General features: G+C 50.6%; 21 protein-coding genes and 3 pseudogenes. 9 read left to right on the top strand and 15 right to left on the bottom strand.

The genetic code is table 11. The annotated features are described in order from the left end of the window. Positions 1–352: 352 nt before the first annotated feature. The gene (locus ACFPVS_RS12180) at positions 353–1,159 is read right to left on the bottom strand and encodes a cytochrome C assembly family protein (protein WP_096294393.1); all 807 of its coding nucleotides are present in this window, start codon (positions 1,157–1,159) and stop codon (positions 353–355) included. A 118-nt stretch (positions 1,160–1,277) separates the two neighbouring features. On the opposite strand from ACFPVS_RS12180, the gene ffh reads away from it, so the two are divergent. Continuing rightward, a complete protein-coding gene (gene ffh / locus ACFPVS_RS12185) occupies positions 1,278–2,648 on the top strand; it encodes a signal recognition particle protein (protein ID WP_378595818.1) in 1,371 nt (456 codons plus the stop codon). Between the two features lie 84 nt (positions 2,649–2,732). Here the strand turns inward: ffh and ACFPVS_RS12190 are convergent. Next, positions 2,733–3,338: pseudogene (locus ACFPVS_RS12190) on the bottom strand (nitroreductase family protein). A gap of 16 nt (positions 3,339–3,354) precedes the next feature. Beyond that, complete coding sequence (locus tag ACFPVS_RS12195) at positions 3,355–3,753, bottom strand: DoxX family protein (protein ID WP_123804090.1); 399 nt, start codon at positions 3,751–3,753, stop codon at positions 3,355–3,357. Positions 3,754–3,857: 104 nt separating this feature from the next. On the opposite strand from ACFPVS_RS12195, the gene ACFPVS_RS12200 reads away from it, so the two are divergent. Further along, on the top strand, positions 3,858–4,754 hold the full coding sequence (locus tag ACFPVS_RS12200) for a LysR family transcriptional regulator (protein ID WP_096294392.1): 897 nt from the start codon (positions 3,858–3,860) through the stop codon (positions 4,752–4,754). A gap of 68 nt (positions 4,755–4,822) precedes the next feature. On the opposite strand, the gene ACFPVS_RS12205 is transcribed toward ACFPVS_RS12200, so the two are convergent. Next, a complete protein-coding gene (locus tag ACFPVS_RS12205) occupies positions 4,823–5,818 on the bottom strand; it encodes a S49 family peptidase (protein WP_096294391.1) in 996 nt (331 codons plus the stop codon). Between the two features lie 68 nt (positions 5,819–5,886). Continuing rightward, complete coding sequence (gene pdxA, locus ACFPVS_RS12210; RefSeq protein WP_096294390.1) at positions 5,887–6,891, bottom strand: 4-hydroxythreonine-4-phosphate dehydrogenase PdxA; 1,005 nt, start codon at positions 6,889–6,891, stop codon at positions 5,887–5,889. Positions 6,892–7,142: 251 nt separating this feature from the next. Between pdxA and zupT the strand changes: the two are divergent. Together zupT and ACFPVS_RS12220 are read left to right on the top strand one after the other, a co-directional pair. Next, positions 7,143–7,951 (top strand): annotated as a pseudogene (zupT, locus tag ACFPVS_RS12215) (zinc transporter ZupT). A gap of 231 nt (positions 7,952–8,182) precedes the next feature. Next, the gene (locus ACFPVS_RS12220) at positions 8,183–9,532 is read left to right on the top strand and encodes an MFS transporter (RefSeq protein WP_096294389.1); all 1,350 of its coding nucleotides are present in this window, start codon (positions 8,183–8,185) and stop codon (positions 9,530–9,532) included. Positions 9,533–9,591: 59 nt separating this feature from the next. On the opposite strand, the gene ACFPVS_RS12225 is transcribed toward ACFPVS_RS12220, so the two are convergent. Further along, positions 9,592–9,822, bottom strand: a complete 231-nt coding sequence (locus ACFPVS_RS12225) for a hypothetical protein (RefSeq protein ID WP_378595822.1) — start codon at positions 9,820–9,822, stop codon at positions 9,592–9,594. Between the two features lie 318 nt (positions 9,823–10,140). Between ACFPVS_RS12225 and ACFPVS_RS12230 the strand changes: the two genes are divergently transcribed. Next, positions 10,141–11,202, top strand: coding sequence for a HupA family protein (locus tag ACFPVS_RS12230; RefSeq protein ID WP_123804092.1), 1,062 nt, complete (start codon positions 10,141–10,143; stop codon positions 11,200–11,202). 209 nt (positions 11,203–11,411) lie between these two features. Here the strand turns inward: ACFPVS_RS12230 and ACFPVS_RS12235 are convergent, their stop codons facing one another. From ACFPVS_RS12235 to ACFPVS_RS12265, 7 genes are all read right to left on the bottom strand, one after another. Further along, complete coding sequence (locus ACFPVS_RS12235) at positions 11,412–14,243, bottom strand: valine--tRNA ligase (RefSeq protein WP_378595819.1); 2,832 nt, start codon at positions 14,241–14,243, stop codon at positions 11,412–11,414. 192 nt (positions 14,244–14,435) lie between these two features. Beyond that, positions 14,436–14,729, bottom strand: coding sequence for a helix-turn-helix domain-containing protein (locus ACFPVS_RS12240; protein ID WP_095501722.1), 294 nt, complete (start codon positions 14,727–14,729; stop codon positions 14,436–14,438). Positions 14,730–15,016: 287 nt separating this feature from the next. Next, positions 15,017–15,796: a type I methionyl aminopeptidase gene (gene map, locus ACFPVS_RS12245; RefSeq protein WP_123804139.1), complete on the bottom strand. Its 780-nt coding sequence runs from the start codon at positions 15,794–15,796 to the stop codon at positions 15,017–15,019. A gap of 255 nt (positions 15,797–16,051) precedes the next feature. Next, a complete protein-coding gene (locus tag ACFPVS_RS12250) occupies positions 16,052–16,672 on the bottom strand; it encodes a hypothetical protein (protein WP_123804094.1) in 621 nt (206 codons plus the stop codon). 76 nt (positions 16,673–16,748) lie between these two features. Continuing rightward, the gene (locus tag ACFPVS_RS12255; RefSeq protein ID WP_096294386.1) at positions 16,749–17,351 is read right to left on the bottom strand and encodes a BON domain-containing protein; all 603 of its coding nucleotides are present in this window, start codon (positions 17,349–17,351) and stop codon (positions 16,749–16,751) included. A gap of 68 nt (positions 17,352–17,419) precedes the next feature. Further along, entirely contained in the window at positions 17,420–18,013 is a 594-nt protein-coding gene (locus ACFPVS_RS12260; protein WP_096294385.1) for a phosphoheptose isomerase, read from the bottom strand. A gap of 8 nt (positions 18,014–18,021) precedes the next feature. Further along, complete coding sequence (locus ACFPVS_RS12265; RefSeq protein WP_096294384.1) at positions 18,022–18,369, bottom strand: YraN family protein; 348 nt, start codon at positions 18,367–18,369, stop codon at positions 18,022–18,024. A 22-nt stretch (positions 18,370–18,391) separates the two neighbouring features. Between ACFPVS_RS12265 and rsmI the strand changes: the two genes are divergently transcribed. Next, entirely contained in the window at positions 18,392–19,315 is a 924-nt protein-coding gene (gene rsmI, locus ACFPVS_RS12270; protein WP_378595820.1) for a 16S rRNA (cytidine(1402)-2'-O)-methyltransferase, read from the top strand. 279 nt (positions 19,316–19,594) lie between these two features. On the opposite strand, the gene argG is transcribed toward rsmI, so the two are convergent. Then, the gene (gene argG, locus ACFPVS_RS12275) at positions 19,595–20,938 is read right to left on the bottom strand and encodes an argininosuccinate synthase (RefSeq protein WP_096294382.1); all 1,344 of its coding nucleotides are present in this window, start codon (positions 20,936–20,938) and stop codon (positions 19,595–19,597) included. A gap of 138 nt (positions 20,939–21,076) precedes the next feature. Further along, positions 21,077–21,598: a hypothetical protein gene (locus ACFPVS_RS12280; protein ID WP_232507460.1), complete on the bottom strand. Its 522-nt coding sequence runs from the start codon at positions 21,596–21,598 to the stop codon at positions 21,077–21,079. Positions 21,599–21,665: 67 nt separating this feature from the next. Here ACFPVS_RS12280 and ACFPVS_RS12285 point away from each other — a divergent pair, with 67 nt between their 5' ends. The 3 genes and pseudogenes from ACFPVS_RS12285 to ACFPVS_RS12295 form a co-directional block, all read left to right on the top strand. Further along, the gene (locus ACFPVS_RS12285) at positions 21,666–22,475 is read left to right on the top strand and encodes a competence/damage-inducible protein A (protein ID WP_378595821.1); all 810 of its coding nucleotides are present in this window, start codon (positions 21,666–21,668) and stop codon (positions 22,473–22,475) included. 470 nt (positions 22,476–22,945) lie between these two features. After that, positions 22,946–23,587: a phosphatase PAP2 family protein gene (locus ACFPVS_RS12290; RefSeq protein WP_096294380.1), complete on the top strand. Its 642-nt coding sequence runs from the start codon at positions 22,946–22,948 to the stop codon at positions 23,585–23,587. Beyond that, positions 23,584–23,859, top strand: a pseudogene (locus ACFPVS_RS12295) (alpha/beta hydrolase); the annotation flags it as partial. The gene ACFPVS_RS12290 and the pseudogene ACFPVS_RS12295, both read left to right, overlap by 4 nt. Positions 23,860–23,956 lie beyond the last annotated feature (97 nt).

A 23,956-nucleotide genomic window follows, 5' to 3' on the forward strand; every position in this document is an offset into this window, starting at 1 on the left:
TTACTAAATTACAAAAATCTCAAAACCCCATACCAAACAGCAGCCACTCAATCAACATAGGCCGTCTGAAATCAAATTTTTCAGACGGCCTATGTCTCTATAACCTTCAACATAACCTACAACCAAAATGTATTTCTATTTAATACTTTAGTGGTAGAAAATCATTCAAAATAATACTTGCGCATTTGTTAACTATCTATTACATTTAAGTCATGGTCGTGATGAATTCATTTTCAGCCGACTTAGAAAAAGCCAAGATAGCAAAGGTTATAAAATAATAGAAGAGACTGGTAATACCAAAGCAATATCCCAATAAAAGAGCTGCTTCCATAGCAGCTCTTTTCCATTTTGCTTATTGCGGCAAGATAATTTCTAAGACAAACTTACTGCCGACATAAGCCAGTACCAAACTGCTAAAACCGATAATCGTCCAAATCGCAGCTTTCTTCCCACGCCATGCCATCATACTGTGTTTGAGCAATAAACCACCGTAAATCAGCCAAGATAAAATACCGAATACAGTTTTATGGGTAAAGGTTACCGGCTTGCCAAATACACTTTCAGCGAAGAAAGTTCCGCTGACTACAGAATAAGTCAGCAAAACAAAGCCAACCAACATACCGCGGAACATTAATTTTTCTAAGCTCAACAGGGGCGGCAAAAATGTTACCAATGAAGACATTTTGCGTTTATGCAGGCTTCGGTTCAGAAGCAAAATCAATACGGCAAACAATGTGACAATTCCAAATAAGCCGTATGCCAATAATGATGTACCCACATGCAGCATAAATGGTATATCGCTGATTTCATAGCCGATGAATTTCCCTGGGAAAATCATACCTAATAATAAAGACAGCACGGCACACGGATATAACAGTAATTGCAATCCGCGCAAACAATAAAAGAAGCTGCCCAAACAATACATCATCAGCATCAGCCAGACAATCAGGCTGATGGAATAGCCGAAACCTGTAATCAACACCTGATCTTTCAATACCGGCATCAATAAGGTCGCGCCATGTACCAGCAACGCCACGCCCAGTACCATTAATTCGGCATGGATGGGATACGCTTGATTATTGTGTTTTTTATGGCGCATCCACACAAAGCCCGATAAGCCGGCATACACCAGCATCAGACAAATCAAAATTATCGGCATAACAAACTTTCTCTGTACGCATATTCATAACTGCGTGCGATAGTGTAAAATAAAACCGATTTTATTTTATCAAATAATGCTCTCTTGTGGGCAGCTATTCTCATTATCAAGGATAAGCATGTTAGACAACTTAACCAGCCGCTTCAGCAGCGTTTTGAAAAACATCCGCGGCCATGCAAAATTAACAGAAGACAATATTAAAGAAGCTTTGCGTGAAGTCCGTCTGGCTTTATTGGAAGCCGACGTTGCCTTACCGGTCGTCAAGGAATTCATCAACAACGTCAAAGAAAAAGCACTCGGCCAAGAAGTAGCCGGCAGCTTGACACCCGACCAAGCCTTTATCGGCGTGGTAAACGATGCCCTGATCGAATTGATGGGCAAAGAAAACACGTCACTGGATTTATCTGTTACCCCGCCTGCCATAGTGTTAATGGCCGGTTTGCAGGGCGCAGGTAAAACCACAACTGTCGGCAAATTGGCACGCTTACTGAAAACCGAGCAGAAGAAAAAAATTCTGGTGGTGTCTACCGACGTTTACCGCCCTGCTGCGATTGAGCAATTGCGCCTATTGGCCGAACAAGTCGGTGTGGATTTTTTCCCTTCCGACATCAGTCAAAAGCCGGTCGATATCGCCCGCGCCGCGGTGGATTATGCCAAAAAGCATTTCTATGATGTACTGATGGTCGATACCGCCGGCCGCCTGGCCATCGATGAAGAGATGATGAACGAAATCAAAGCGCTTCATGCAGCCGTCAATCCGGTGGAAACGCTGTTTGTCATCGACTCCATGCTGGGCCAAGATGCGGTGAACACCGCTCAAGCCTTCAACGAAGCCTTACCGCTTACCGGTGTCATTCTGACCAAAATGGACGGCGATGCACGCGGCGGTGCGGCTTTGTCTGTGCGCCATGTGACCGGAAAACCGATTAAATTCATCGGTATCGGCGAAAAAGTCACCGGCTTGGAACCGTTCCACCCAGACCGCATCGCCAGCCGCATTTTGGGGATGGGCGATGTATTGAGCCTGATTGAAGACGTTCAGCGCGGCATCGATGAAGAAGCTGCCGCCAAGATGGCGAAGAAAATCCAAAAAGGCAAAAGCTTCGATCTGAATGACTTTAAAGAACAAATCCAACAGATGCGCAATATGGGCGGTTTGGAAAACCTGATGTCGAAAATGCCTGGCGAACTCGGCCAGATTTCCAAGCAAATCCCCGAAGGCACCGCCGAAAAGGCCATGGGCAAAGTTGAAGCTATTATCAATTCAATGACCCCGAAAGAACGTGCCAATCCTGCTTTAATCAAAGCCAGCCGCAAACGCCGCATCGCCGCCGGCGCCGGTACCAACGTGCAGGAAGTAAACAAAATGCTGAAGCAATTCGAGCAGTCTCAACAAATGATGAAAATGTTCAGCGGCAACGGCATGTCGAAGCTGATGAAAATGGCTAAAGGCATGAAGGGCATGAAAGGGATGTTCCCGGGCTTGTAATGTTGTTTGCTTGAAAAATACAAAGATAAAGGCCGTCTGAAAAGTTTCAGACGGCCTATTGGCGTGATTCTGTTCAATCAAAAATCACGCACCAAATACCTTCAAACGTTCTGCCAATGGTGCAAATTCTTTTTCACCCGCCGGCACTTCAATACCGCCGATAACCATTTGTGCGCGCAGCTGCCAGCTTTCCGGCAAGTCATATTCTTTAGCAATCGCAGCATCCGGCAGCGGATTGTAGTGTTGCAGGTTGGCACCGACACCGGCCGCAGCTAGAGTCGCCCAAACCGCATACTAGTGAATGGCGTTGGTGTGTTCGGCCCAAATCGGGAAGTTTTCCGCGTAAGACGGGAACTGCTCTTGCAAACCTTTCACCACGGTTTGGTCTTCAAAGAACAAAACAGTCGCGGCTCCGGCTTTGAAACCGCTCAATTTTTGCTCAGTCGGTGCAAATTTTTCGGCCGGAATGATTTGGCGCAAGGCATCTTCTATAAAGCCCCGTACTTTTTCGTGTTCCACGCCAAACAGCACCACCACACGTGTTGATTGCGAATTAAACGAAGATGGCGTGTGTAACACGGCATGCTCGATGATTTGTTTGATTTCGTCGTTGCTGATCGGCAGGTTTTTGTTCAGTCCGTAAATAGAACGACGGGTTTCTGCTGCTTGCTGTAAATCTTGATAAGCCATTTTCATTCCTTTTATATCAATGAGATTTTTTAAACTGATTATCCACCGCCCACGCGCCGCCGCCTGCTGCGGCAATATAAATGAAGATAAAGCTGAACAAAGCGGCTGCTTCGCCACCGTTCAACAAAGGCAGTAAAACGTTGGGTTCGGCGTGCGCCATAAAATAGGCCACCGCCATCTGCCCCGACAGGATAAACGCTACAGGGCGGGTAAACAAGCCCAGCAGCAGTAAAATCCCGCCAACAAATTCCAAAATGCCGGCCAAGCCGTAAATCGAAAAAATCTGCAAACCGTCAAACCTTTCAATATAAGGCAGGGCAAACAACTTGGCCGTACCGTGAAGCATAAACATATACGCTGTGGCAATACGCAGAATCGACAAGAGCATGGGTTGGAAACGAGTTAAGAAATTCATTATTTTGCTTTCTAGTGGTTTAATCTCAATAAACGCAGTATAGATAATTCCTTTTGGTTAATATATACTATTTTCATTGATACACCATTTCCGGATAAGAAAATATGGATACCTTATTCAGTCTTAAGGTCTTTCGCCATGTGGTGCAGAACGGCAGCTTTACCCGCGCCGCCGAACAGCTCAATATTTCCACCGCCATGGCCAGCAAACACGTCAGCCATTTGGAAAACACCATTCAAGCCAAGCTGTTACACCGCAACAGCCGCAACCTGCACTTAACCGAGGCGGGCGAAGAATACTACCACCAATGCAGCTACGCACTCGACACTCTCGACACCGCCGCGCAAAAAGCCGCCGGCGGCACCGACAAACCGCAAGGCATGCTGCGCGTAACCATGCCGCTTTGGTTTGCCAACGGCCTGTTCAGCAGCTGGTTGGTGGAATACCGCGAACGCTATCCTGAGGTCACGCTGGATTTGGTGCTCGACAACCGCCACGTCGATTTGATTGCCGAAGGTTTCGATTTGGCCTTGCGCGTGTCCAAAACGCCCAACCCTTCACTGATTGTGAAACCCTTGGCGGTGATTCAGTTTGTTTTGGTGGCTTCACCCGAATACATCCGACAACACGGCAAGCCGACCACGCTTGAAGAAGTGGGAAAACACCAAGCGATTCTGCCGTCCTACACCAACCAGCGCAATGTCGAAATAACCCACACCGCCAGCGGAGAAAAAGCCACACTGAGCTTGAAACCGGTGATGCTTACCGACAATACGCTGATGGTTCGCGAACTGGTCAAAACCGGTGGCGGCATCGGCTATCAGCCGCTGTTGGTGGTGCAAAAAGATTTAGAAGACGGTTCGCTCGTGCGCCTGCTGCCCGAATACACCATGATTAACGAACAACTCAATGCCGCTTATGTCGACCGCGCCTTTTTGAGTGCGAAGGTGCGCAGCTTTATTGGTTTTATCAACGAAAAAATTCAGCAGGTGAATTGTTAGATCACATGCCAAAAGGCCGTCTGAACACCAAGCCTGATGTTCAGACGGCCTGAATAAATCAACCTCGCTCAACGCAGTATATCTGCCAAAGTTTCTTCCACTTTCGCTTTCACTTCCGCACCAAAACGGCGGCTCAGCAACTTGGTTAAATCGTCTTCCGGCGTGTAATTCACCAATTCCGGCGCTTTCACCACATCGCGCGCCACACTGTAAATGCTGCCAAAATCATCAATCAGCCCGACATTTTTCGCTTCCAAGCCGGTATAAACACGGCCGCTGAAAATATCAGGATTTTCTTTCAAACGGTTGCCTCGGCCTTCGCGCACAGCCTTAATGAATTCGCCGTGAATTTGATCCAGCATTTGCTGCCAAATTCTCGCCTGCTCGGGCGATTCCGGGATAAACGGGTCGCCCATGCCTTTATTGCTGCCTGATGTTTTCAAACGGCGTTTGATGCCAAGTTTATCCATCATTTCCGAAGCGTCAAAACCGCCGCTAATCACACCAATGCTGCCGACTACGCTGGACGGGTCTGCATAGATCTTATCGGCGGCCGCGGCAATGTAATAGCAACCTGAAGCACAAGTATCTTCCGCCACCACATATACCGGCACATTTTTATGCAAGGCTTTCAGACGGCGTATTTCGTTAAACGCAATATTCGACACCACCGGCGAGCCGCCCGGGCTGTTGGCACGAATCACAATCGCTTTGGCATTGCCGTTTTTATACGCTGCTTCCATGCTCTCGCGCAACATCTGCACTTGATCGCCGTACCCCCCGCCGATGGTGCCGTTTAAGTTAATCACGGCAGTATGGGCTTTGTTGGTGCCGATTGCAATCGGACTGTTTTTCTTACCGCCTTGGCTCATGCTGAAGATAAACGACAGAAACAACAGCAAGCCGATCACACGCCAAAAGTTTTTCCAAAAGCGGGCGCGTCGGCGGTCTTGATAGGCTTCAAAAAGCACTTCGCGCAAGGTATGGCGCTCCCAGCTTTCAGACGGCATCTGATCCGGATGTTCTTGAACTTGGTCGCCTTGACGGCGGATTCGGTATTGCATGATGACTCTCTGTGATTAAAAGCAATGGTGTGATTGTATAACAAATAGCCGTCTGAAACATGCGATTTTCAGACGGCCTGAACCTGCCCGTTGCGCGCCATTGCCAATGCGGTTGCCACCGCCATCATCAGGCTGCCCGAATCGGCTTTACCGCTGCCCGCCAAATCCAACGCTGTGCCGTGGTCCACCGATGTGCGGATAAACGGCAAACCCAAAGTCACGTTTACGCCCTGCCCGAAGCCCGCGTATTTCAAGGTCGGCAAGCCTTGGTCGTGATACATCGCCAATACCGCGTCGGCATCTTTGAGCATAAACGGCTGGAACACGGTATCGGCCGGATAAGGCCCGCGCACATCGATGCCCTGTGCTTGCAAATTGTTCAGCGCGGGTATAATCACCTCGATTTCTTCCCAACCCAAATGACCGCCCTCGCCCGCATGCGGATTCAAGCCCGTCACCAAAATACGCGGCCAGGCAATGCCGAATTTATCGCGCAAATCGGCGTGCAGAATCTGCGCCACCGATTCCACCAACGGCTGCGTGATCGCTGCGGCCACGTCTTTCAACGGCAGATGCGTGGTAGCCAAAGCCACGCGCAAGCCGCCGCCGGCAAGCATCATCACCACTTGCTCGGTATGGCTTTTTTCGGCCAAATATTCGGTGTGGCCGCTGAAAAAATGCCCACTGGCATGGCCGTCGTTAATCACGCCTTTGTGCAACGGCGCGGTTACCATACCGGCAAACAGGCCGTCTGAAATACCTTGGTAAGCCGTATCCAATAATTGCAATACATACGCCGCATTATCCGGATTCAGACGGCCTGCTTCGCATGGTTGATTCAGCGGCACATGCCACACTTCCAATACGCCGCTTTGTTTTTCAGACGGCCTTTGCGCATCAAAATCAACCAATTGCACGGTTTTGTCCAGCATATCGGCACGCTGTTGCAATAAAGTCTTGTCACCCAACACCACCGGACGGCAAGGCAAATCGGCAAAAGCCACATCCAAACAAATATCGGGGCCGATACCGGCAGGTTCGCCGCTGGTAACGGCTAAAATCGGTTGGCTCATGGCAGCTCCTTTATATTGAAATCGGCATCAGTTTCCCCCAGTCGCCGCGTTTTTTCAAGCCTTGCACCGAATTTTTACGGCTAAACCGCGTTACCTGCATCAGGGCTTATTGTTCAATTATTTTATCGCCGCTCCACACAGCAAAATTAATGCGCCGCTCCACACTCGCTCACTCAAAAAATATTAATGATAACTATTATTTTTTATAATAATCTGTTTGCGTTTTAATAAATAACGTCATCACACACATCATGTTAGAAATCAGCTCATCTAATCTTTGGACGGCCTTCGGCATCACGCTGGCCGCGGGCTTGTTTACCGTATTGGGCAGCGGCTTGGTATGTTTTCCAAAACACCCAATCCTCGCGCCTTATCGTTTGGTTTGGCCTTTGCAGGTGGCGCGATGGTTTATGTGCCGCTCACCGAAATTTTCGACAAATCCAGAGAAGCTTTCGCTCAAGCCCACGGCGAATCGCATGGCTTTGCTGCCGCCACGATTGCTTTTTTAATCGGCATGGCCGCCATTGCACTGATTGACCGCCTTGTGCCCAACCCGCACGAAACTTTAGATGCCAACGATCCTGCGTTCCAAGAAAGCCGCCGTCAACACGTCGCCCGCATCGGTATGATGGCGGCGTTTGCCATCACCGCGCACAATTTCCCCGAAGGCTTGGCCACTTTTTTCGCCACACTCGAAAGCCCGACACTCGGCATGCCACTGGCTTTTGCCATTGCCATACACAACATTCCCGAAGGTATTTCGATTGCTGCGCCGGTTTACTTCGCCACGCGCAACCGCAAACTTACCGTCTTAGCCTGCCTTGCGTCCGGTTTGGCCGAACCTTTGGGCGCAATTTTGGGCTACACCCTGCTCAAACCGTTTCTCTCTCCGGCCATTTTCGGCAGCGTATTCGGCATCATCGCCGGCGTGATGGTGTTTCTTGCCTTAGACGAATTATTGCCCGCCGCCAAACGCTATTCAGACGGCCACGAAACCGTGTACGGCCTGACTTCCGGCATGGCCGTGATTGCCTTGAGCTTGGTATTGTTTCATTTTTGAATGATTTGAAAATTTATGAATAAAGGCCTCAGGCCGTCTGAAACAGGAATAAGTTTCAGACGGCCCTTTTAATTGTCATAAGTCAAGTTTGATAGGTAATTGAGTAGGCGGCTACTTAGCATTACATTACAATTGTCACAATTTTGTAATATTTATCTTTCCTTCTAGCAATCAATCTGCAGGCTTTGCGCAGCTTGATTTATTTTTCCCATGTAAATCTAAGGATGTTTTATGTTGTCATTCTTGAAGTCCAAACCGGGCACGCCTGTACCCGAAGCGGAAATACTCGACCGATACAACCGCTTGCGTTGGCAGGCTTTATTCGGCATTTTCATCGGCTATGCCGCCTACTATATCCTGCGCAACAACTTCCTGCTCTCATCGCCTGAATTAATCAGCGAGTTCGGATTTACCAAAAAAGACATCGGCTTTATTTCCGGCACCATGTTGGTGGTGTACGGCATCAGTAAAGGTGTGATGTCGGCGCTGGCAGACAAATCCAATCCGAAACACTTTATGATCTTCGGTTTGGTGATGTCGGGCGTGGTCAACCTAATGATGGGTTTTTCCGCTTCATTTTGGATTTTCCTGTTTCTGTGTATCCTCAACGGCATTTTCCAAGGCATGGGCGCAGGCCCGGCTTATGTGGTATTGGCCAGCTGGTTCCCACGTAAATCACGCGGCGTGACCACCGCCTTTTTCAATATTTCCCACAACGTCGGCGGCGGCTTGGTAGCACCGATTGCCGGTGGCGCCATCGCTTGGCTCGGTACGGAACATTGGCAGGCCGCGCACTTTATCGTGCCGACCGCCATTGCAGCCGTAGTAGCTTTGATTTTCTACATTTTCGGTAAAGGCCGTACCTACAACGAAGGTTTGCCGCCGATGAACCAAATTCTGAACAATGCCGACGAAGAATTGGTGGTGACTAAAACCGAAGACGTCAACTTAACCACTTGGCAGATTTTCAAAGAATACATCTTAAAAGACATCAATGTTTGGTTCGTTTCCTTTATCGACGTCTTCACCTACATGATCCGCTTCGGCGTATTGACTTGGCTGCCGCTGTATCTCTTGGAAACCAAAGGCTTCAGTAAAGGCCAAATGGCTACCGCGTTTGCCATTTTCGAATGGGCAGCGATTCCGTCAACCCTGCTGGCCGGTTATGTGACCGACAAATACTTCAAAGGCAAACGCATGCCGTTGGCTATCGTCACCTTGCTTGGTGTGGGCGCCGCCATCTTCGCCTACTGGGGTGGACAAGACTTGTCCACCGTCACCATCGGCGCGGGCATTGTCGGCTGCTTGATTTACGTGCCGATGTTCTTATCGTCATTGCAAACCATCGAATTGGTGCCGTCATTCGCTGCTGGTTCCGCCACCGGCTTGCGCGGCCTGTTGAGCTATGTGTTGGGCAGCTTCTCCGGTACCGCCCTGTTCGGTATTTTGGCTGAACGCTACGGCTGGGACGCTGGCTTCTACCTGCTACTGTTCGCCGTAGTGGCTTGTATTTTCTGCTGCTACATGACCCACCGCGGCGTGATGAAGTTGGAACAGAAAAAATTGAATGTTTCGCAATAAAATAGGATCGAACTGAAAATGCCGCCTGAAAACATATTGTCTTCAGACGGCATTTTACTTTATCTGCCAAACAAATTTGCAATCATCTCAATCATCTCAATCTGCTCATCACTCACCTGCGTTTCATCCAAGCACGCAGCTACCGCCCATTCGCCACTTAAGCCGTGCTCTGCGGAAATATCCGCCCACTTTTCCTGCTTGGGCTTCATCGGTGGCATTTTTTTTTTTGGAAACGGTTCAGTTTTGATGATGGTTTTCGGTGGGTGGTTGCATAATCTTTGATCTTTAATCAGCGTTATAATCGGATTATACGTTATTTATATGTGCCGTCTGAAAAATCAATTAGGCATATAAATACTTTATTGAAATTTAGTTGAATAGCTCTAATACTCTAAAAGCAACACTTTCTCTTGTTATCGTTTCAAAATCGATAACAGCATTTGGTTCGGCTATTATGCGAGTCGTATAATAGATTAAATCTTGAAAACTTATAAATAGGCTAAGCCTTATTTAACCTATCTTAATCAGCAAGCAAAGAACAAATAAAAGCGATAGCGGCCACCAAGCCGCATAATTTTGATTTTAACTATTAAGGTAAGGGAAACGACATGATGCAACGTGAAAAAAATCTTCTGAACATCTTTCCGCTCACTATATTGAGCATTTGTCTATTGGCTGCCTGCGGCGGTGGCGGCGGTAAATCGCCGAGTGCTGCGCCGACACCGTCTGCCCAATCTCCGGAGAAAATTGGGCAGACGGCCAAATCTGAAACACCGAATCATGAACCGGCCGATAAGCCGAGCGTTCCTGCTTCACCTAATACCGATGCCGATCAGCCGGGCCATCCAGTTCAACCACCTGTAAAAATGCAGCCGGAAGAACCGAAAACCGGCATCAAACCATCTCACTCCGTTCAGCCCAAAGTTGAGGCAAATACACCACAGTCTGATCAGCCCAAAGAGGAAGCTCCCAAAACTGCCGTTGAAAGTGACCAAGATGTATTCAGCCGGTTAAGTTTAGAAAACCGTCACGGTCTGCTGCTGGACGATACGCTGAAAATGGTGTTTAACGGCCAAGGTAAAACGGTAGAAATCGAGCTGGTTCAGCCACAAGACCAATTCATCCAAAAGGACATCCGCACGCTGCGTGACAGCAACGGCAAAATTACCGGCTACTACGGCTTCGCCGCCGTCAACCGCCCAAAAATGAATGATTACGGCGAATATGAAGGCACGGAAATTGTTTACCACTACCTGCAAAGCGCAGATGGAAGCCAAATGCGCCGCCCGGTAAGCGACAATGAAATCAGCTATCGCGGTAATATGTATTATCACTATACTGACAGCCCAACTGATTTCCTGAACGCTGATGTGACTGCAAAATACTACGGCGGCAGCAAAACCTTGTCGATGATGATTCATGACAATAAGGGCGGCCTTTGGGAATTACATCAAGACCGTTCACCCAAAAGCCCGTTGCGTGTCTCAGTAGGAGAACGCGGCGATATCGGCGGTCATTTGTTTTTTCACGACAACAGCGGCAACCGGCCTGTCTTAAACGGGACATTCAGCGGTGGCTTTTATGGTGCAAACGGCAGCGTACTTACCGGTAAAGCGAACCACGACGGTAAAAATGCTTGGCAAGGTGTGATTGGTGCAGTGGCGCAATAGTTTTGATTGGAGGCTTAATTTTATAGTCGGAGAAGTAAACAAATCATACAAAGCTGCGAACCTAAGACCGTACATAATCGTATGAAAAGGCACGACCCTAGGCATTTTTCAATTCTCCGACTATATAGTACAAGGCCGTCTGAAAGGATAAACTTTCAGACGGCCTTGTTATCATTGCAAGACTAAAATCAAGTTATTCAACTCAATCATCAATCTTTCAATTTCGCCAATTGGCTTTGCACTTTAGCCATTTTGTCTGCCAACTCGGCCAATTCGGCGCGGTCTTTTTCAACCAAATGCGCCGGTGCTTTGTCGGTGTAGCCGGGTTTGCTCAGTTTGGCGTTGAGTTTGTCCAAGGCTTTTTGCAGTTTTTCGGCTTCTTTGGTCAGACGCGCGGTTTCGGCGGCTTTGTCGATTTCCACTTTCAGCATCAGGCGTGCGCCGTTGCATACGGCTACTGGAGCATCGTCACCTTCCGGCAGGGTTTCAACCAGTTTGGCTTCGGTCAGGCGTGTCATTGACGGCAGGTATTTCAGCAGGTCTTCAATGTCGTTGCTGCCTTCGATAAACAACGGCGCTTTGACGTTCGGGGCAATGCCCATTTCGCCGCGCAGGTTACGCACGGCGCCAATCAGGTCTTGCAGCGCGGTCATTTTATCAAAGGCCGTCTGAACGATTTTGCCTTCATCGGCTACCGGCCATGCGGCAATCATGATGCTGTCGGTTTGCTTGGCGTTGGCCAGCGGCGCGACGGTTTGCCATAGCTCTTCGGTGATGTACGGCATAATCGGGTGCAGCAGGCGCAGGATCACTTCCAATACGCGCACGAGCGTGCGGCGGGTGGTGCGCTGTGTGGTCGGACAGCCGGTTTGGATTTGCACTTTGGCCAGCTCGATGTACCAGTCGCAGAAATCGTTCCACACGAATTCATACAGCGTTTGTGCGGCCAGATCGAAGCGGTAGGTGTCGAAAGCTTCGGTCACGGCGGCTTCGGTTTGTTGCAGGCGGCCGATAATCCATTGGTCAACAAAGGTATAGGCCAACGGATCGGTTTCGTTTTGGCCGCAGTCTTTGTCTTCCACGTTTATCAACACGAAATTGGTGGCGTTCCACAATTTATTGCAGAAATTGCGGTAGCCTTCGGCGCGTTTGAAGTCGAAGTTTACGCTGCGGCCGAGGCTGGCGTAGCTGGCCATAGTGAAGCGCAGCGCGTCGGCGCCGAACACAGGAATGCCTTCGGGGAAGAGTTTCTTCGTGGCTTCAACCACTTGCGGCGCTTTTTCAGGGCGGCGCAGGCCGGTGGTGCGTTTCACCAACAGCTGCTCTAAATCGATGCCGTCAATCAAATCCACCGGGTCAATCACATTGCCTTCGGATTTGGACATTTTTTTGCCTTCGTGGTCGCGCACGATGCCGTGGATGTACACGTCTTTAAACGGTACTTTGCCGGTGAAGTGGGTGGTCATCATAATCATGCGCGCCACCCAGAAGAAGATGATCTCGTAGCCGGTCACCAACACATTGCTTGGCAAAAAGACTTTTAATTCATCGGTTTCAGACGGCCAACCCAAGGTTGAAAACGGCACCAGCGCCGATGAGAACCATGTATCCAACACGTCTTCATCGCGGGTCAAACCGGTTTGGCCGGCCAATTTTTCTGCTTCTGCTTGGTTTCGGGCAACAAATACATTGCCTTGCGCGTCATACCAAGCCGGAATTTGGTGACCCCACCACAATTGGCGCGAGATACACCAGTCTTGGATATTGTTCATCCATTGGTTGTAGGTGTTGACCCAGTTTTCAGGGATAAATTTTACCGCACCGCTGTCAACGGCGTGTTTGGCTTTTTGCGCCAAGCTCATGCCTTTAAACTCACTCTCCGGCTCGCCGCCGTTTGGCGTGGCCGACATCGCCACAAACCATTGGCTGGTGAGCATAGGCTCAATCACCGAGCCGGTGCGGTCACCTTTCGGCGTCATCAGCGTGTGTGGTTTCACTTCGGCCAGCAAGCCTTGCGCTTCCAAATCGGCCAGCATTTTTTTGCGTGCGGCAAAGCGGTCGAGTCCGGCATAGTTTTCCGGCAAGGCAAAGCCTGATTGTGCTTCGCCTTTGAAGTTAAACACTTCGGCTTGGCTCAATACTTTGGCTTCCAAGTCGAACACGTTCACTAAAACGGTGTCGTGGCGTTTGCCGACTTCGTAGTCATTGAAATCGTGTGCCGGGGTGATTTTCACGCAGCCGGTGCCGAAATCTTTTTCCACATATCCGTCGGCAATCACCGGAATTTTACGGCCGGTGAGCGGCAACACCAGCTCTTTACCGATGAAATGGGCATAGCGTTCGTCTTCGGGATTCACGGCCACGGCCACGTCGCCCAACAGCGTTTCGGGGCGGGTAGTAGCAACAATCACGCTTTCAGACGGCGTGTCGGCCAGCGGATAGCGGATGTGCCACATCGAGCCTTGCTCTTCCACGCTTTCCACTTCCAAATCAGACACGGCGGTGCCCAACACCGGATCCCAGTTGACCAAGCGTTTGCCGCGGTAAATCAGGCCTTGTTCAAACAGGCGCACAAACACTTCGGTCACGGTTTCGGCGCGCACGTCGTCCATGGTGAAGTATTCGCGCGACCAATCAGCCGAGCAGCCGACGCGGCGCATTTGTTCGGTAATCGTGCCGCCGGAAATGTTTTTCCATTCCCATACTTTTTCCAAGAAGGCTTCACGGCCCAAATCATGGCGTGAAATGTTTGCTGCCGCCAATTGCCGCTCAACCACGATTTGCGTGGCGATACCGGCGTGGTCGGTGCCGGGAACCCAGGCGGTGTTGCAGCCTTTCATGCGGTAGTAGCGTGTCAAGCCGTCCATAATGGTTTGGTTGAACGCGTGCCCCATGTGCAGCGTACCGGTTACATTCGGCGGCGGCAGTTGAATCGAGAATGCGGGCTTGGCCAAATCCATGTGGGGTTGGAAGTAGCCTTGTTTTTCCCAGTTTTGATAATGTTTGCCTTCGATTTCGGCGGGATTGTATTTGTCTAGCATGATGGATTCTGTTTGGTGGGAATATGACAAAACATCCGCCCTGCACTATAAAACGTTTACGCTTCAAAAGGCAGCGGATGTCGAAAATGAAATAGGCTTGATTATAACGCAAAAAGGCCGTCTGAAACGAGATTTGCGTTTCAGACGGCCTCGGGTTTACCTCTGCTTGGCGACAGCCATAAACAATACAGCTTATTTATTTTTGTCGGCCTTGGCTTCTTTTTTCAAAGAAGCATACAGCTCCGGATCGCGGTTTTTCAGCAAGGAAGCAACAGCCAAATCATCGCGGTTGACTTTTGACAAATCCACGCGTTCGATATGCACCAGACGCAACAGCTCACGTACCGGCTTAGGCATATTGCGGCCGGACTCGTAACGTGAACCACCGGACTGGGTCACACCGATGCGGCTCCAAAAGTCCATTTGATTTAAACCGAGTTTTTTGCGGATGTCGCGGATATTGTCAATTTTCTCAAACGACTTCATGAGGTTTCCTTCTTATCGTATATTTAGTCTAGCAGTATCCCTAAAAACCTTGCTCAGTCAGGCAAACACATTGCCTGCACTAAATTAAAGCATAAGATCTATATGAATACCCCATCGTACAAATATATTAGACAGATTATTCGAAAGAAGTTTTATTGCACTCGTCATAATCCGAATAAATATTTCTTACATAAATATTTCAAAAAATAATTTGCATAATAATCAATATTTTATTTTGAAGAATGAATCCAAACTTCGCAAAATTTTTACAAAACTAAACAATTTAATTATGGTTTGCCGCTTGCCGGGCTGATGGTCAAGATTTCATAGCCGGTTTCGGTCACCAAAACTTCGTGTTCCCATTGGGCAGACAAAGAGCGGTCTTTCGTTACCACGGTCCAACCGTCGGGGAGGATACGCAAATGACGTTTGCCTTGGTTAATCATGGGTTCAACGGTAAAAATCATGCCCGGCTCGAGCACCAGACCTTGGCCTTTTTGGCCATAATGCAAAACTTGCGGCGCTTCATGGAAACCGCGGCCGATACCGTGTCCGCAGAATTCCTGCACCACCGAATAGCCCGCATTCTCAGCCACCTGCTGGCAGGCATAACCGACATCGCCCAAAGTTGCGCCCGGCTTCACTGCTTCGATACCGGCCATCATCGATTCGTGGGTCACGTCAATCAGGCGTTGGGCAAACGGTTTGACTTCGCCAACGGTAAACATGCGGCTGGAATCGCCGTGAAAACCGTCTTTTTTAATGGTTAAATCGATATTCAGAATATCGCCTTCTTTCAAAGGCTTGTCATCCGGAATACCGTGGCAGATGACATGGTTGACAGAAGTACAGCATGATTTCGGATACGGTGGATTGCCGTAATTCAAAGGTGCAGGATAGCCGCCTTGCACATTGACATGGTAGTCGTACACCAGCTTGTCGATTTCATTGGTGGTGATGCCCGGTTTGACAAACGGGGTAATGTAATCGAGTGCTTCGGCGACCAAGCGGCCGAGCTCGCGCATTTTCTCGATTTCTTCTGGGGTTTTGATTACAACTTGATCCATCATTTCATACATTCCTTCATGTTTTCAGACTGCCTAGTCATGGGACGCATATTAAGCGTTCCCTAGGCAGAGACCTTTGCAAACTCCCGGATTCAGGTACAGTTCCAAGTGAGCGCAGGGCAGAAAGCGCAGACCTATCATCAAGACAGGCAAGCTTTCGAGCAGCGCATAACGAAGAGCTGTACCAAAGATGGGGAGTTTGCAAAGGTCTCAGGCCGTCTGAAAGGTTTAAAACTGTGGCTGGCCGCAAGCACATCAGAACAAATTATCAATGACTTCTTTTTGCTGCGGTTTAGGTTGCGGTGCCTGTGCCGGCCGCGGCTCAGGTTTCGGATCGGGACGTGGTTCGGGCTTGGGCCCGCTATGGGGTTGAACAGGCACGGCTTGCTCTGCCGGACGCGGCGGCGCCACTGTCGGGCTTTGCAGCGATGGCGACGGCTGGGCCGGCTGGGTTTCTGCCGGACGCGCACGATTGATTTCGCTGTCGCTGCGTGGGCGGGCGCGACGCGGTTGCTCCGGCGATTCACGCGATTCGGCACGGCTGCGTGACGGCGAAGAATTGATAAATGGGTTGCGCGCGGCCTGTTCGTCGCTATCCGCTGCGTTTTGTGCGCCTGCTTGACGGCGTGGCGCGTTGACGGCATCAGGGTTCAGGATAACGGTTTCCTGACTGTTGCTGCCGTTGGGTTTCCATACTTCAACACGATTGGCTTCGCGTTGCTGTTTTTGTGCTTGCTCTTCCTGACGGCGCTCTTCGTCGCGCGGTTTGAAGGTGCCGAGCACGCCGATAATCAGCACAATAATGGCCAAAACGCACACAACCAAGGTGGCCGTGATTAAATGTTTGGGTCTGAGTTGGAATTGCTGTTTTGCCATGAATAGAAACTGTCCGTTGGTGTGGCGAATCAAGGATTCGGTAAGGCCGTCTGAACGGTTTCAGACGGCCTCTTTATTATTGTGGAACGTAGTTTTGATAGAGGGTCACGACTTTTTGCACGCCAAGTGTGGTGCTGACTTTTTGGGTAACCAACGCCTGCTCTTCAGGCGTGAGAATGCCCATCACATAAGTCACGTTGTCGTAAGTGACGATTTTGGTGCGTGCTTGGGTGGCCGGACTCACGCCCAGCAAAGTGGCGCGCACTTTGGATGTACCCCAAGTATCGGCGCTGACGTTACCAAAAGTACGGCTAGGCGTGGCTACAGTGATGTAGTTGTAAATGCCTTCCGCAGCCTGTTCGGAACGGGCGATTTGTTCGACAAAACGTTTTTCGCCTTCGGTGGCTACCTGACCCAGCAACAACAAACGGCGGTTGTAGCTGACCACATTGATTTTAGGTTGGTAATCAGCGGTTTGGTTGTTTTGGCGCAGGTAAGACAATGCGGTTTGCTCGACACGCAAAGCCATCACATTGTCGTCGGCCTGTGCGCCGGTGGTGCGGCGGTCAACCGCAGATTTGGTGCCGACAGCCGCGCCGCCGACCACAGCGCTGACGCAGCCGCTCAAAGTTGCTGCCAACAAAGCCGCTGCCAATAAAGTTTTGAATGGTTTGTTCATAAACGTCCTTTCGGATGATGTCAAACAGGTTTCAGACGGCCTTTTTAATGAGGCCGTCTGAACAGAAATCACATGCCTTCGAGCAGCATGGTGTCGATGCAGTCACACATCGCGTGAATCAGCAGGATATGGTTTTCCTGAATGCGGGCGGTACGCGGGTGCGGCACGTTGAGCAACACATCGTTGTCTTTCAGCATGGCCGCCATTTTGCCGCCGTCACGGCCGGTCATGGCAATGACATGCATGTCGCGCTCGTGCGCCGCTTTCATCGCTTCGATGACGTTGCCGGAATTACCCGAAGTGGAAATCCCGATCAACACATCACCGGAGCGGCCCAAAGCGCGCACCTGTTTGCTGAAAATATGATCGAAGCCGTAATCGTTGCCGATGGCGGTGAGTGCGGAAGTGTCGGTGGTGAGCGCCACGGCCGCCAATTCCATGCGTTCTTTTTCAAAACGGCCGGTCATCTCGGCGGCAAAATGTTGCGCATCGGCAGCCGAACCGCCGTTGCCGCACACCAAAATTTTACCGTCGTTCATCAAGCATTGCAGCAGCAATTGCGCGGCTTCTGCGGCCGGCTCGGCCAACACTTGCGCCGCCTGCCGTTTGGCTTCGATACTTTCGCTAAAATGCGCCGCCACGCGCTCTTGTAATGTCGTCATCTAATCAATCAACCTGTGATGTTTTGCACCCATTCGGGCGGTTGGCTTCCCTGAATCAGCACCGCATCCAAGCGGCATGGCGCGTGATTCAGGCCGTGTTGTTGCAGATAATACTCTACACTTCGTTGCAATTTCAATAATTTGGACGAAGAAATACTGTAGGCCGCCCCGCCGAATTGCCAGTTTTTGCGGTATTTTACTTCAACAAACAGAATCATGTTACCGTTTTTGACAATCAGGTCGATTTCTCCATACGGACAATGCCAGTTGCGCGCCACCAGCCGGCAGCCCTGCTGCTGCAAAAAAGCCAGCGCCGCATCTTCGCCTGCCGCGCCCTGTTTGTGGTTTAAACGCATATCTTGTTCCCCTTATTATATAATGAACGCACTTTCCTTCAGACGGCATTCAAAGCCGCATAACATCATGATTCAAAAACACCATCAAAAAGCCTGCGACAGCCTGAGCGCGCAAACATTATACGTGGTCGCCACCCCCATCGGCAATTTGGCCGACATTACCCTGCGCGCCTTGGCCGTATTGAAAACCGCCGACATCATCTGCGCCGAAGACACGCGCGTGACCGCCCAATTATTGAGCGCCTACGGCATACAGGGCAAACTCATCAGCGTGCGCGAGCAAAACGAGCAGCACATGGCCGATAAAATCATCCGGTACCTTTCAGACGGCCTGATGGTGGCGCAAGTATCCGATGCGGGCACGCCTGCCGTGTGCGACCCCGGTGCGAAACTGGCCCAACGCGTGCGCCAAGCCGGCTATAAAGTGGTGCCGGTGGTCGGCGCCAGCGCAGTGATGGGCGCACTCAGCGCCGCCGGGGTGAGCGAGCCGAATTTCTATTTCAACGGCTTTTTGCCGCCGAAATCGGGCGAACGGCAGAAACTGTTGGCCAAATGGGCAGAAGCCGATTACCCGATTGTGATGTTTGAAACACCGCACCGCATCGAAGCCGCGCTGGCCGACATGGCCGCCCTGTTCCCTGAGCGCGAATTGGTGTTGGCGCGCGAAATCACCAAAACCTTTGAAACCTTCCTCAGCGGCACGGTCAGCGAAATTCAGACGGCCTTACAGGCAGACAGCAACCAAACCCGCGGCGAAATGGTGTTGGTTCTGCATCCGGCCGTTAAGGAAAAAAGCAGCGATTTGCCCGAACACGCGCAAAACGTCATGAAAGTCTTGGCCGACGAACTGCCGACCAAACAAGCCGCCGATTTGGCGGCGAAGATTACCGGCGAGAGCAAAAAGGTGCTGTATGATTTGGCCTTGACGTGGAAGAATCAGGGGTAAGTTCTGTCTTTATAAAAGGTTGAGCCCTCCGCCAAATACTTTCACAAATCGGTGTACACAACGACAGCCGTCATTCCCGCGCAGGCGGGAATCCATTTTTCAGCATAACAAACTATTAAATAAATAGGTTTCTTAAATACCAAGATGGATTCCCACCTGCACGGGAATGACGGCTTTAAAGATTTCTATTGCTGCTGATGAAGTTTTACAAAAGTAAGGCCGTCTGAAAACGTGTGTTTCAGACGGCCTTGATCATTCAATCAGCTCAAATCAACTGAATTATTTTTTCTCGCCCAATTGCGGCAATACCGAACCTTCGCCCAATTGCAGCAAACCGGTTTGCGAGTAGATGCCCAATTTGGCGCGGGTATCGGCGATGTCCAAATTGCGCATGGTCAATTGGCCGATGCGGTCGAGCGGGGTGAACGCGGCATCTTCCACTTTTTCCATGCTCAGGCGTTCTGCTTGGTAGGTCAGGTTTGGCGACTCGGTATTCAGAATCGAGTAGTCGTTACCGCGGCGCAGTTCGAGGGTTACTTCGCCGGTGATGGCTTTGGCCACCCAGCGTTGGGCGGTTTCGCGCAGCATCAGGGCTTGGCTGTCAAACCAGCGGCCTTGATACAGCAGGCGGCCGAGGCGAAGGCCGTTGATGCGGTATTGCTCGATGGTGTCTTCATTGTGGATGCCGGTGAGCAGGCGCTCGTAGGCGATGTGCAGCAAGGCCATGCCGGGGGCTTCGTAGATGCCGCGCGATTTGGCTTCGATGATGCGGTTTTCGATTTGGTCGCTCATGCCCAAGCCGTGACGGCCGCCGATGCGGTTGGCTTCCAAGAACAATTCCACCGGATCGGCGTATTCTTTGCCGTTTAAGGCTACCGGTACGCCTTCTTCAAAGCGCACGCTCACTTCTTCCGGCTTCACTTCGACGCTTTCGTCCCAGAAAGCCACACCCATAATCGGTTTGACGATTTTGATGCCGCTGTTCAAAAATTCCAAATCTTTGGCTTCGTGGGTGGCGCCGAGCATGTTGCTGTCGGTGGAATAGGCTTTTTCTACCGACATTTTGTAATCAAAGCCGTTGGCGATTAAAAACTCGCTCATTTCCTGGCGGCCGCCCAATTCATCGATGAACTGCTGGTCGAGCCAAGGCTTGTAGATTTTCAAATTCGGGTTGGTAACTAAGCCATAGCGGTAAAAACGCTCGATGTCATTGCCTTTGTAGGTCGAACCGTCGCCCCAAATGTTGACATCGTCTTCTTTCATCGCCGACACCAGCATGGTACCGGTCACGGCCCGGCCCAGCGGCGTGGTGTTGAAATAAGTGATGCCGCCGGTGGAAACGTGGAACGCGCCGCACTGAATCGCAGCAATACCTTCGTGCGCCAATTGCGCGCGGCAGTCGATCAGGCGGGCGGCTTCTGCACCGTATTCCAGCGCTTTTTTCGGAATGGCGTTGTAATCGTCTTCGTCAGGCTGACCCAAGTTGGCGGTGTAGGCGTAAGGCAGCGCGCCTTTCAGTTTCATCCACAATAACGCGGCCGAAGTATCCAGGCCGCCGGAAAAGGCGATGCCGACTTTTTGGCCGGTCGGCAGCGACTGTAAAATGGTATGATTTTGGCTCATAAAAAATCCTGTCAGACTAAAAATAAATGGGCACGGCTGCCCGCTTTGTAAAATTGGGTTTATTATCTTATAAATACGGCAGATAATCCAGTTTAGGCCGCCTGAAAAAGCGGATTTTCTAAACAAACCGCCCTCCTTTCATTTTAAAAAACAGCATTTGGCGTATAGCTCCGACAAAGTTGCGGCACCCACATCGCCAAAATCATGCAAACCTGAGATTTCCGCAATCTGTCGGCGAACTTGATCAGCAGCTTGCGGCGGCTGCGCCGGCAAATGTGTAAACGATTGTACGACTGTGTGCAGCAGCAATGGCTGAGCAAGGTGGTTTGTAGGACCCAGCGCAGTCTGATACACATTGCCGACTCTGCCGCGCTGCGTGTCGCTAAATGTTGCTGCGCCGCAAAAATCCGCCACCTCCAAGGCTTCTCTGCCGCGCCGGCTGACTTGCTCAATCTGGCCGTCTGAAAACACAATTTCACGGCAACGTTTGTCGAAATCACGCCATATCGTCCATGCGGCCATGGCAAACAAGGCCAAACCGATTAACATGCCCCAGCTGTTTTCCGTCAGCAACAGCAGCAAACCGAAGGCGGCATAGCATGCAGTTTCCAAACTGTCCCACACATTCAGCGGCTGCTTTAACCGATATTCACGCATCATTTTCCTTTTAGATTGAATACTCATGCCGTCTGAAAAAACGTTCAGACGGCCTCTGGAGAGAAAAATTATGAAAGAGCGACAACATTTATTCAACCTCATCATCATCGGCGACGAAATCCTGCACGGCACGCGGATAGACAAGCATTTTGCTTTTTTCAAATCTTTGTTGGAATCGCGCGGCCTCAAGCTCAATCAGGTGCAGTATCTGCCGGATGAGCCTGAATTGCTGGTGCGCCAGCTTCAGCGCAGTTTTTCAGACGGCATGCCGACCTTTGTGACCGGCGGCATCGGTGCGACCCCCGACGACCACACGCGCCAAGCGGCGGCAGCGGCGTTGGACCTCCCGTTAATACGCCACCCTGAAGCAGCGAAAAACATCGAAGGCGTGACACTCCAGCGCAGCGAACTGCTCGATTCGGCCGAACACGCGCAGCGGCTCAATATGGCCGATTTTCCCGAAGGCGCGGAACCGGTGCCAAATTCGTTCAACAACATCGCCGGTTTTTCGATTCGGGAGCATTATTTTTTTCCCGGTTTTCCGGTGATGGCACATCCGATGGCCGAATGGGTATTGGATACCTATTACGCCGAGCGCTTCAATCAGATAGAAAGCGGTTTTCGCAGCGTGTATGTATTCGGCCAGCCCGAATCGCGCCTGACGCCGCTGATGGAATACATCGAGCAAACTTATCCCGGCGTGCGCTCGTACAGTCTGCCCACGGTGGCGCGCACCGACGGTAACGGCCGGCGCGTGCATTCGCATATTGATTTCGGCATTAAGGCCGAAGGATCGGCTTGTGCGCTGCTGGATACGGCGTGGGCGGATGTGTTGCAGCATTTGCGTGATTTGGGGGCAGAACTGAAAGATACTGTTTGAAAAATAATTGGGCGGCAAAAGGCCGTCTGAAAACCAATATTTCAGACGGCCTTTTTGAATCAAATAAAAGACTGAGTTACAAATCCGGCTCGCTGACCCACAACGCCGCCAGCGTTGCCAGCGATGCGAAGCCGATGACCATAATCACATTTAAAAAGAAGACTGGCATGATAACCTCCGTATGCTAGGTAAAACGGCGTTTGCGGTTTTTTACCTTAACGCTTGACGCCTTGTTATATGCCGCCTGAACTGCACGGCAATGGTTTGTGTGTTCGGGACGGCATTGTGTCCCATACCCTTTTAATGACAGAATAGCAAGTTTTGTATGGCAAAGCCGTAGCTTTTACCTGCTTTTCCAATCAGAAAAAAGCAATAATTATCAAAAACCAATGCAATAAACTATCAATATCGGGATTTTTATAGCTTCCCCTTTACCAACATACCGAATTATCGAGATTTCAAGCATTTCAATGAATTTCCAAGCTCCTCCCCCGCACACCGTCCGCCCTACCCTTATCCTGGTTGTCTGTGTCGCATTATTGGTCTTGGCGGGCATCATCGCGGCTCATGTCATTGCCGGCCACCGTTTCGCTTTTGAAGAACTGCTCATGATGTGGATTCACACCCACACCGGCGAATGGTTTACCCCGATTGCCGGCGTGATGCACTATGCCGGCAAAACTTCGCTGGCGGTGCCGGTGATTGCCTTGCTGGTGGTGTGGCTGCTGCTCAGCGGAAGGCGCGATTACGGCCTGTTTATCGGCTTAAGCACCCTGCTGCCGACGCTGATTATGCTGGCGGTCAAATTTTTCATATCACGCCCGCGCCCTGAATTTTGGCCGCGCATCATCGCCGAGACCAACAGCTCGTTTCCCAGCGGCCACAGCACTTTTTCCGCTGCCTTGGCAACCATCACTTTCTTGCTCTGTATGCGTTCGCGCCATCGCGGCATTATCTTGTTGGCAGGCATTTGCTTTGCCTTGTTGATGGGCTATTCGCGCATGTATTTGGGCGTGCATTACCCGACTGACGTGTGGGTCGGCTGGACCAACGGTGTGCTCACCACGCTGGCCTTGTATTATTGCTTTTTCCGGAAACGTTTTGTCCAATGAAACATTTTGCGCCCCCGAATACCCCGTTTTGGCTGCATAACGGCAACGCCGAAACCATTTTCGCCAAAACCCTGCAAGGCAAACCGCCGCTTTACCGCCGCGAGTTGCTGCCCGACAGCACCGGCCAAACGCAGATTGCCTATGATTTTGTCGATGCTGCCGACCCCGTTGCCCCTTTGCTGGTGTTGTTTCACGGCTTAGAAGGCAGCAGCCGCAGCCATTATTCGGTGGAGCTGATGAAAGCCGTACAGGCGCACGGTTGGCATGGCGTGTGTAAGGTAGCGCGCGTTTTGTCATAGTTTTGCGTTTTTTTGTCATAGCTTCCCTGTAGTTTATCCATGACAAAAAAACGCAAAATCTAAAATTTAA

The organism is Neisseria weixii (genome assembly GCF_042658245.1).
In the GTDB taxonomy this organism is placed as follows: domain Bacteria; phylum Pseudomonadota; class Gammaproteobacteria; order Burkholderiales; family Neisseriaceae; genus Neisseria; species Neisseria weixii.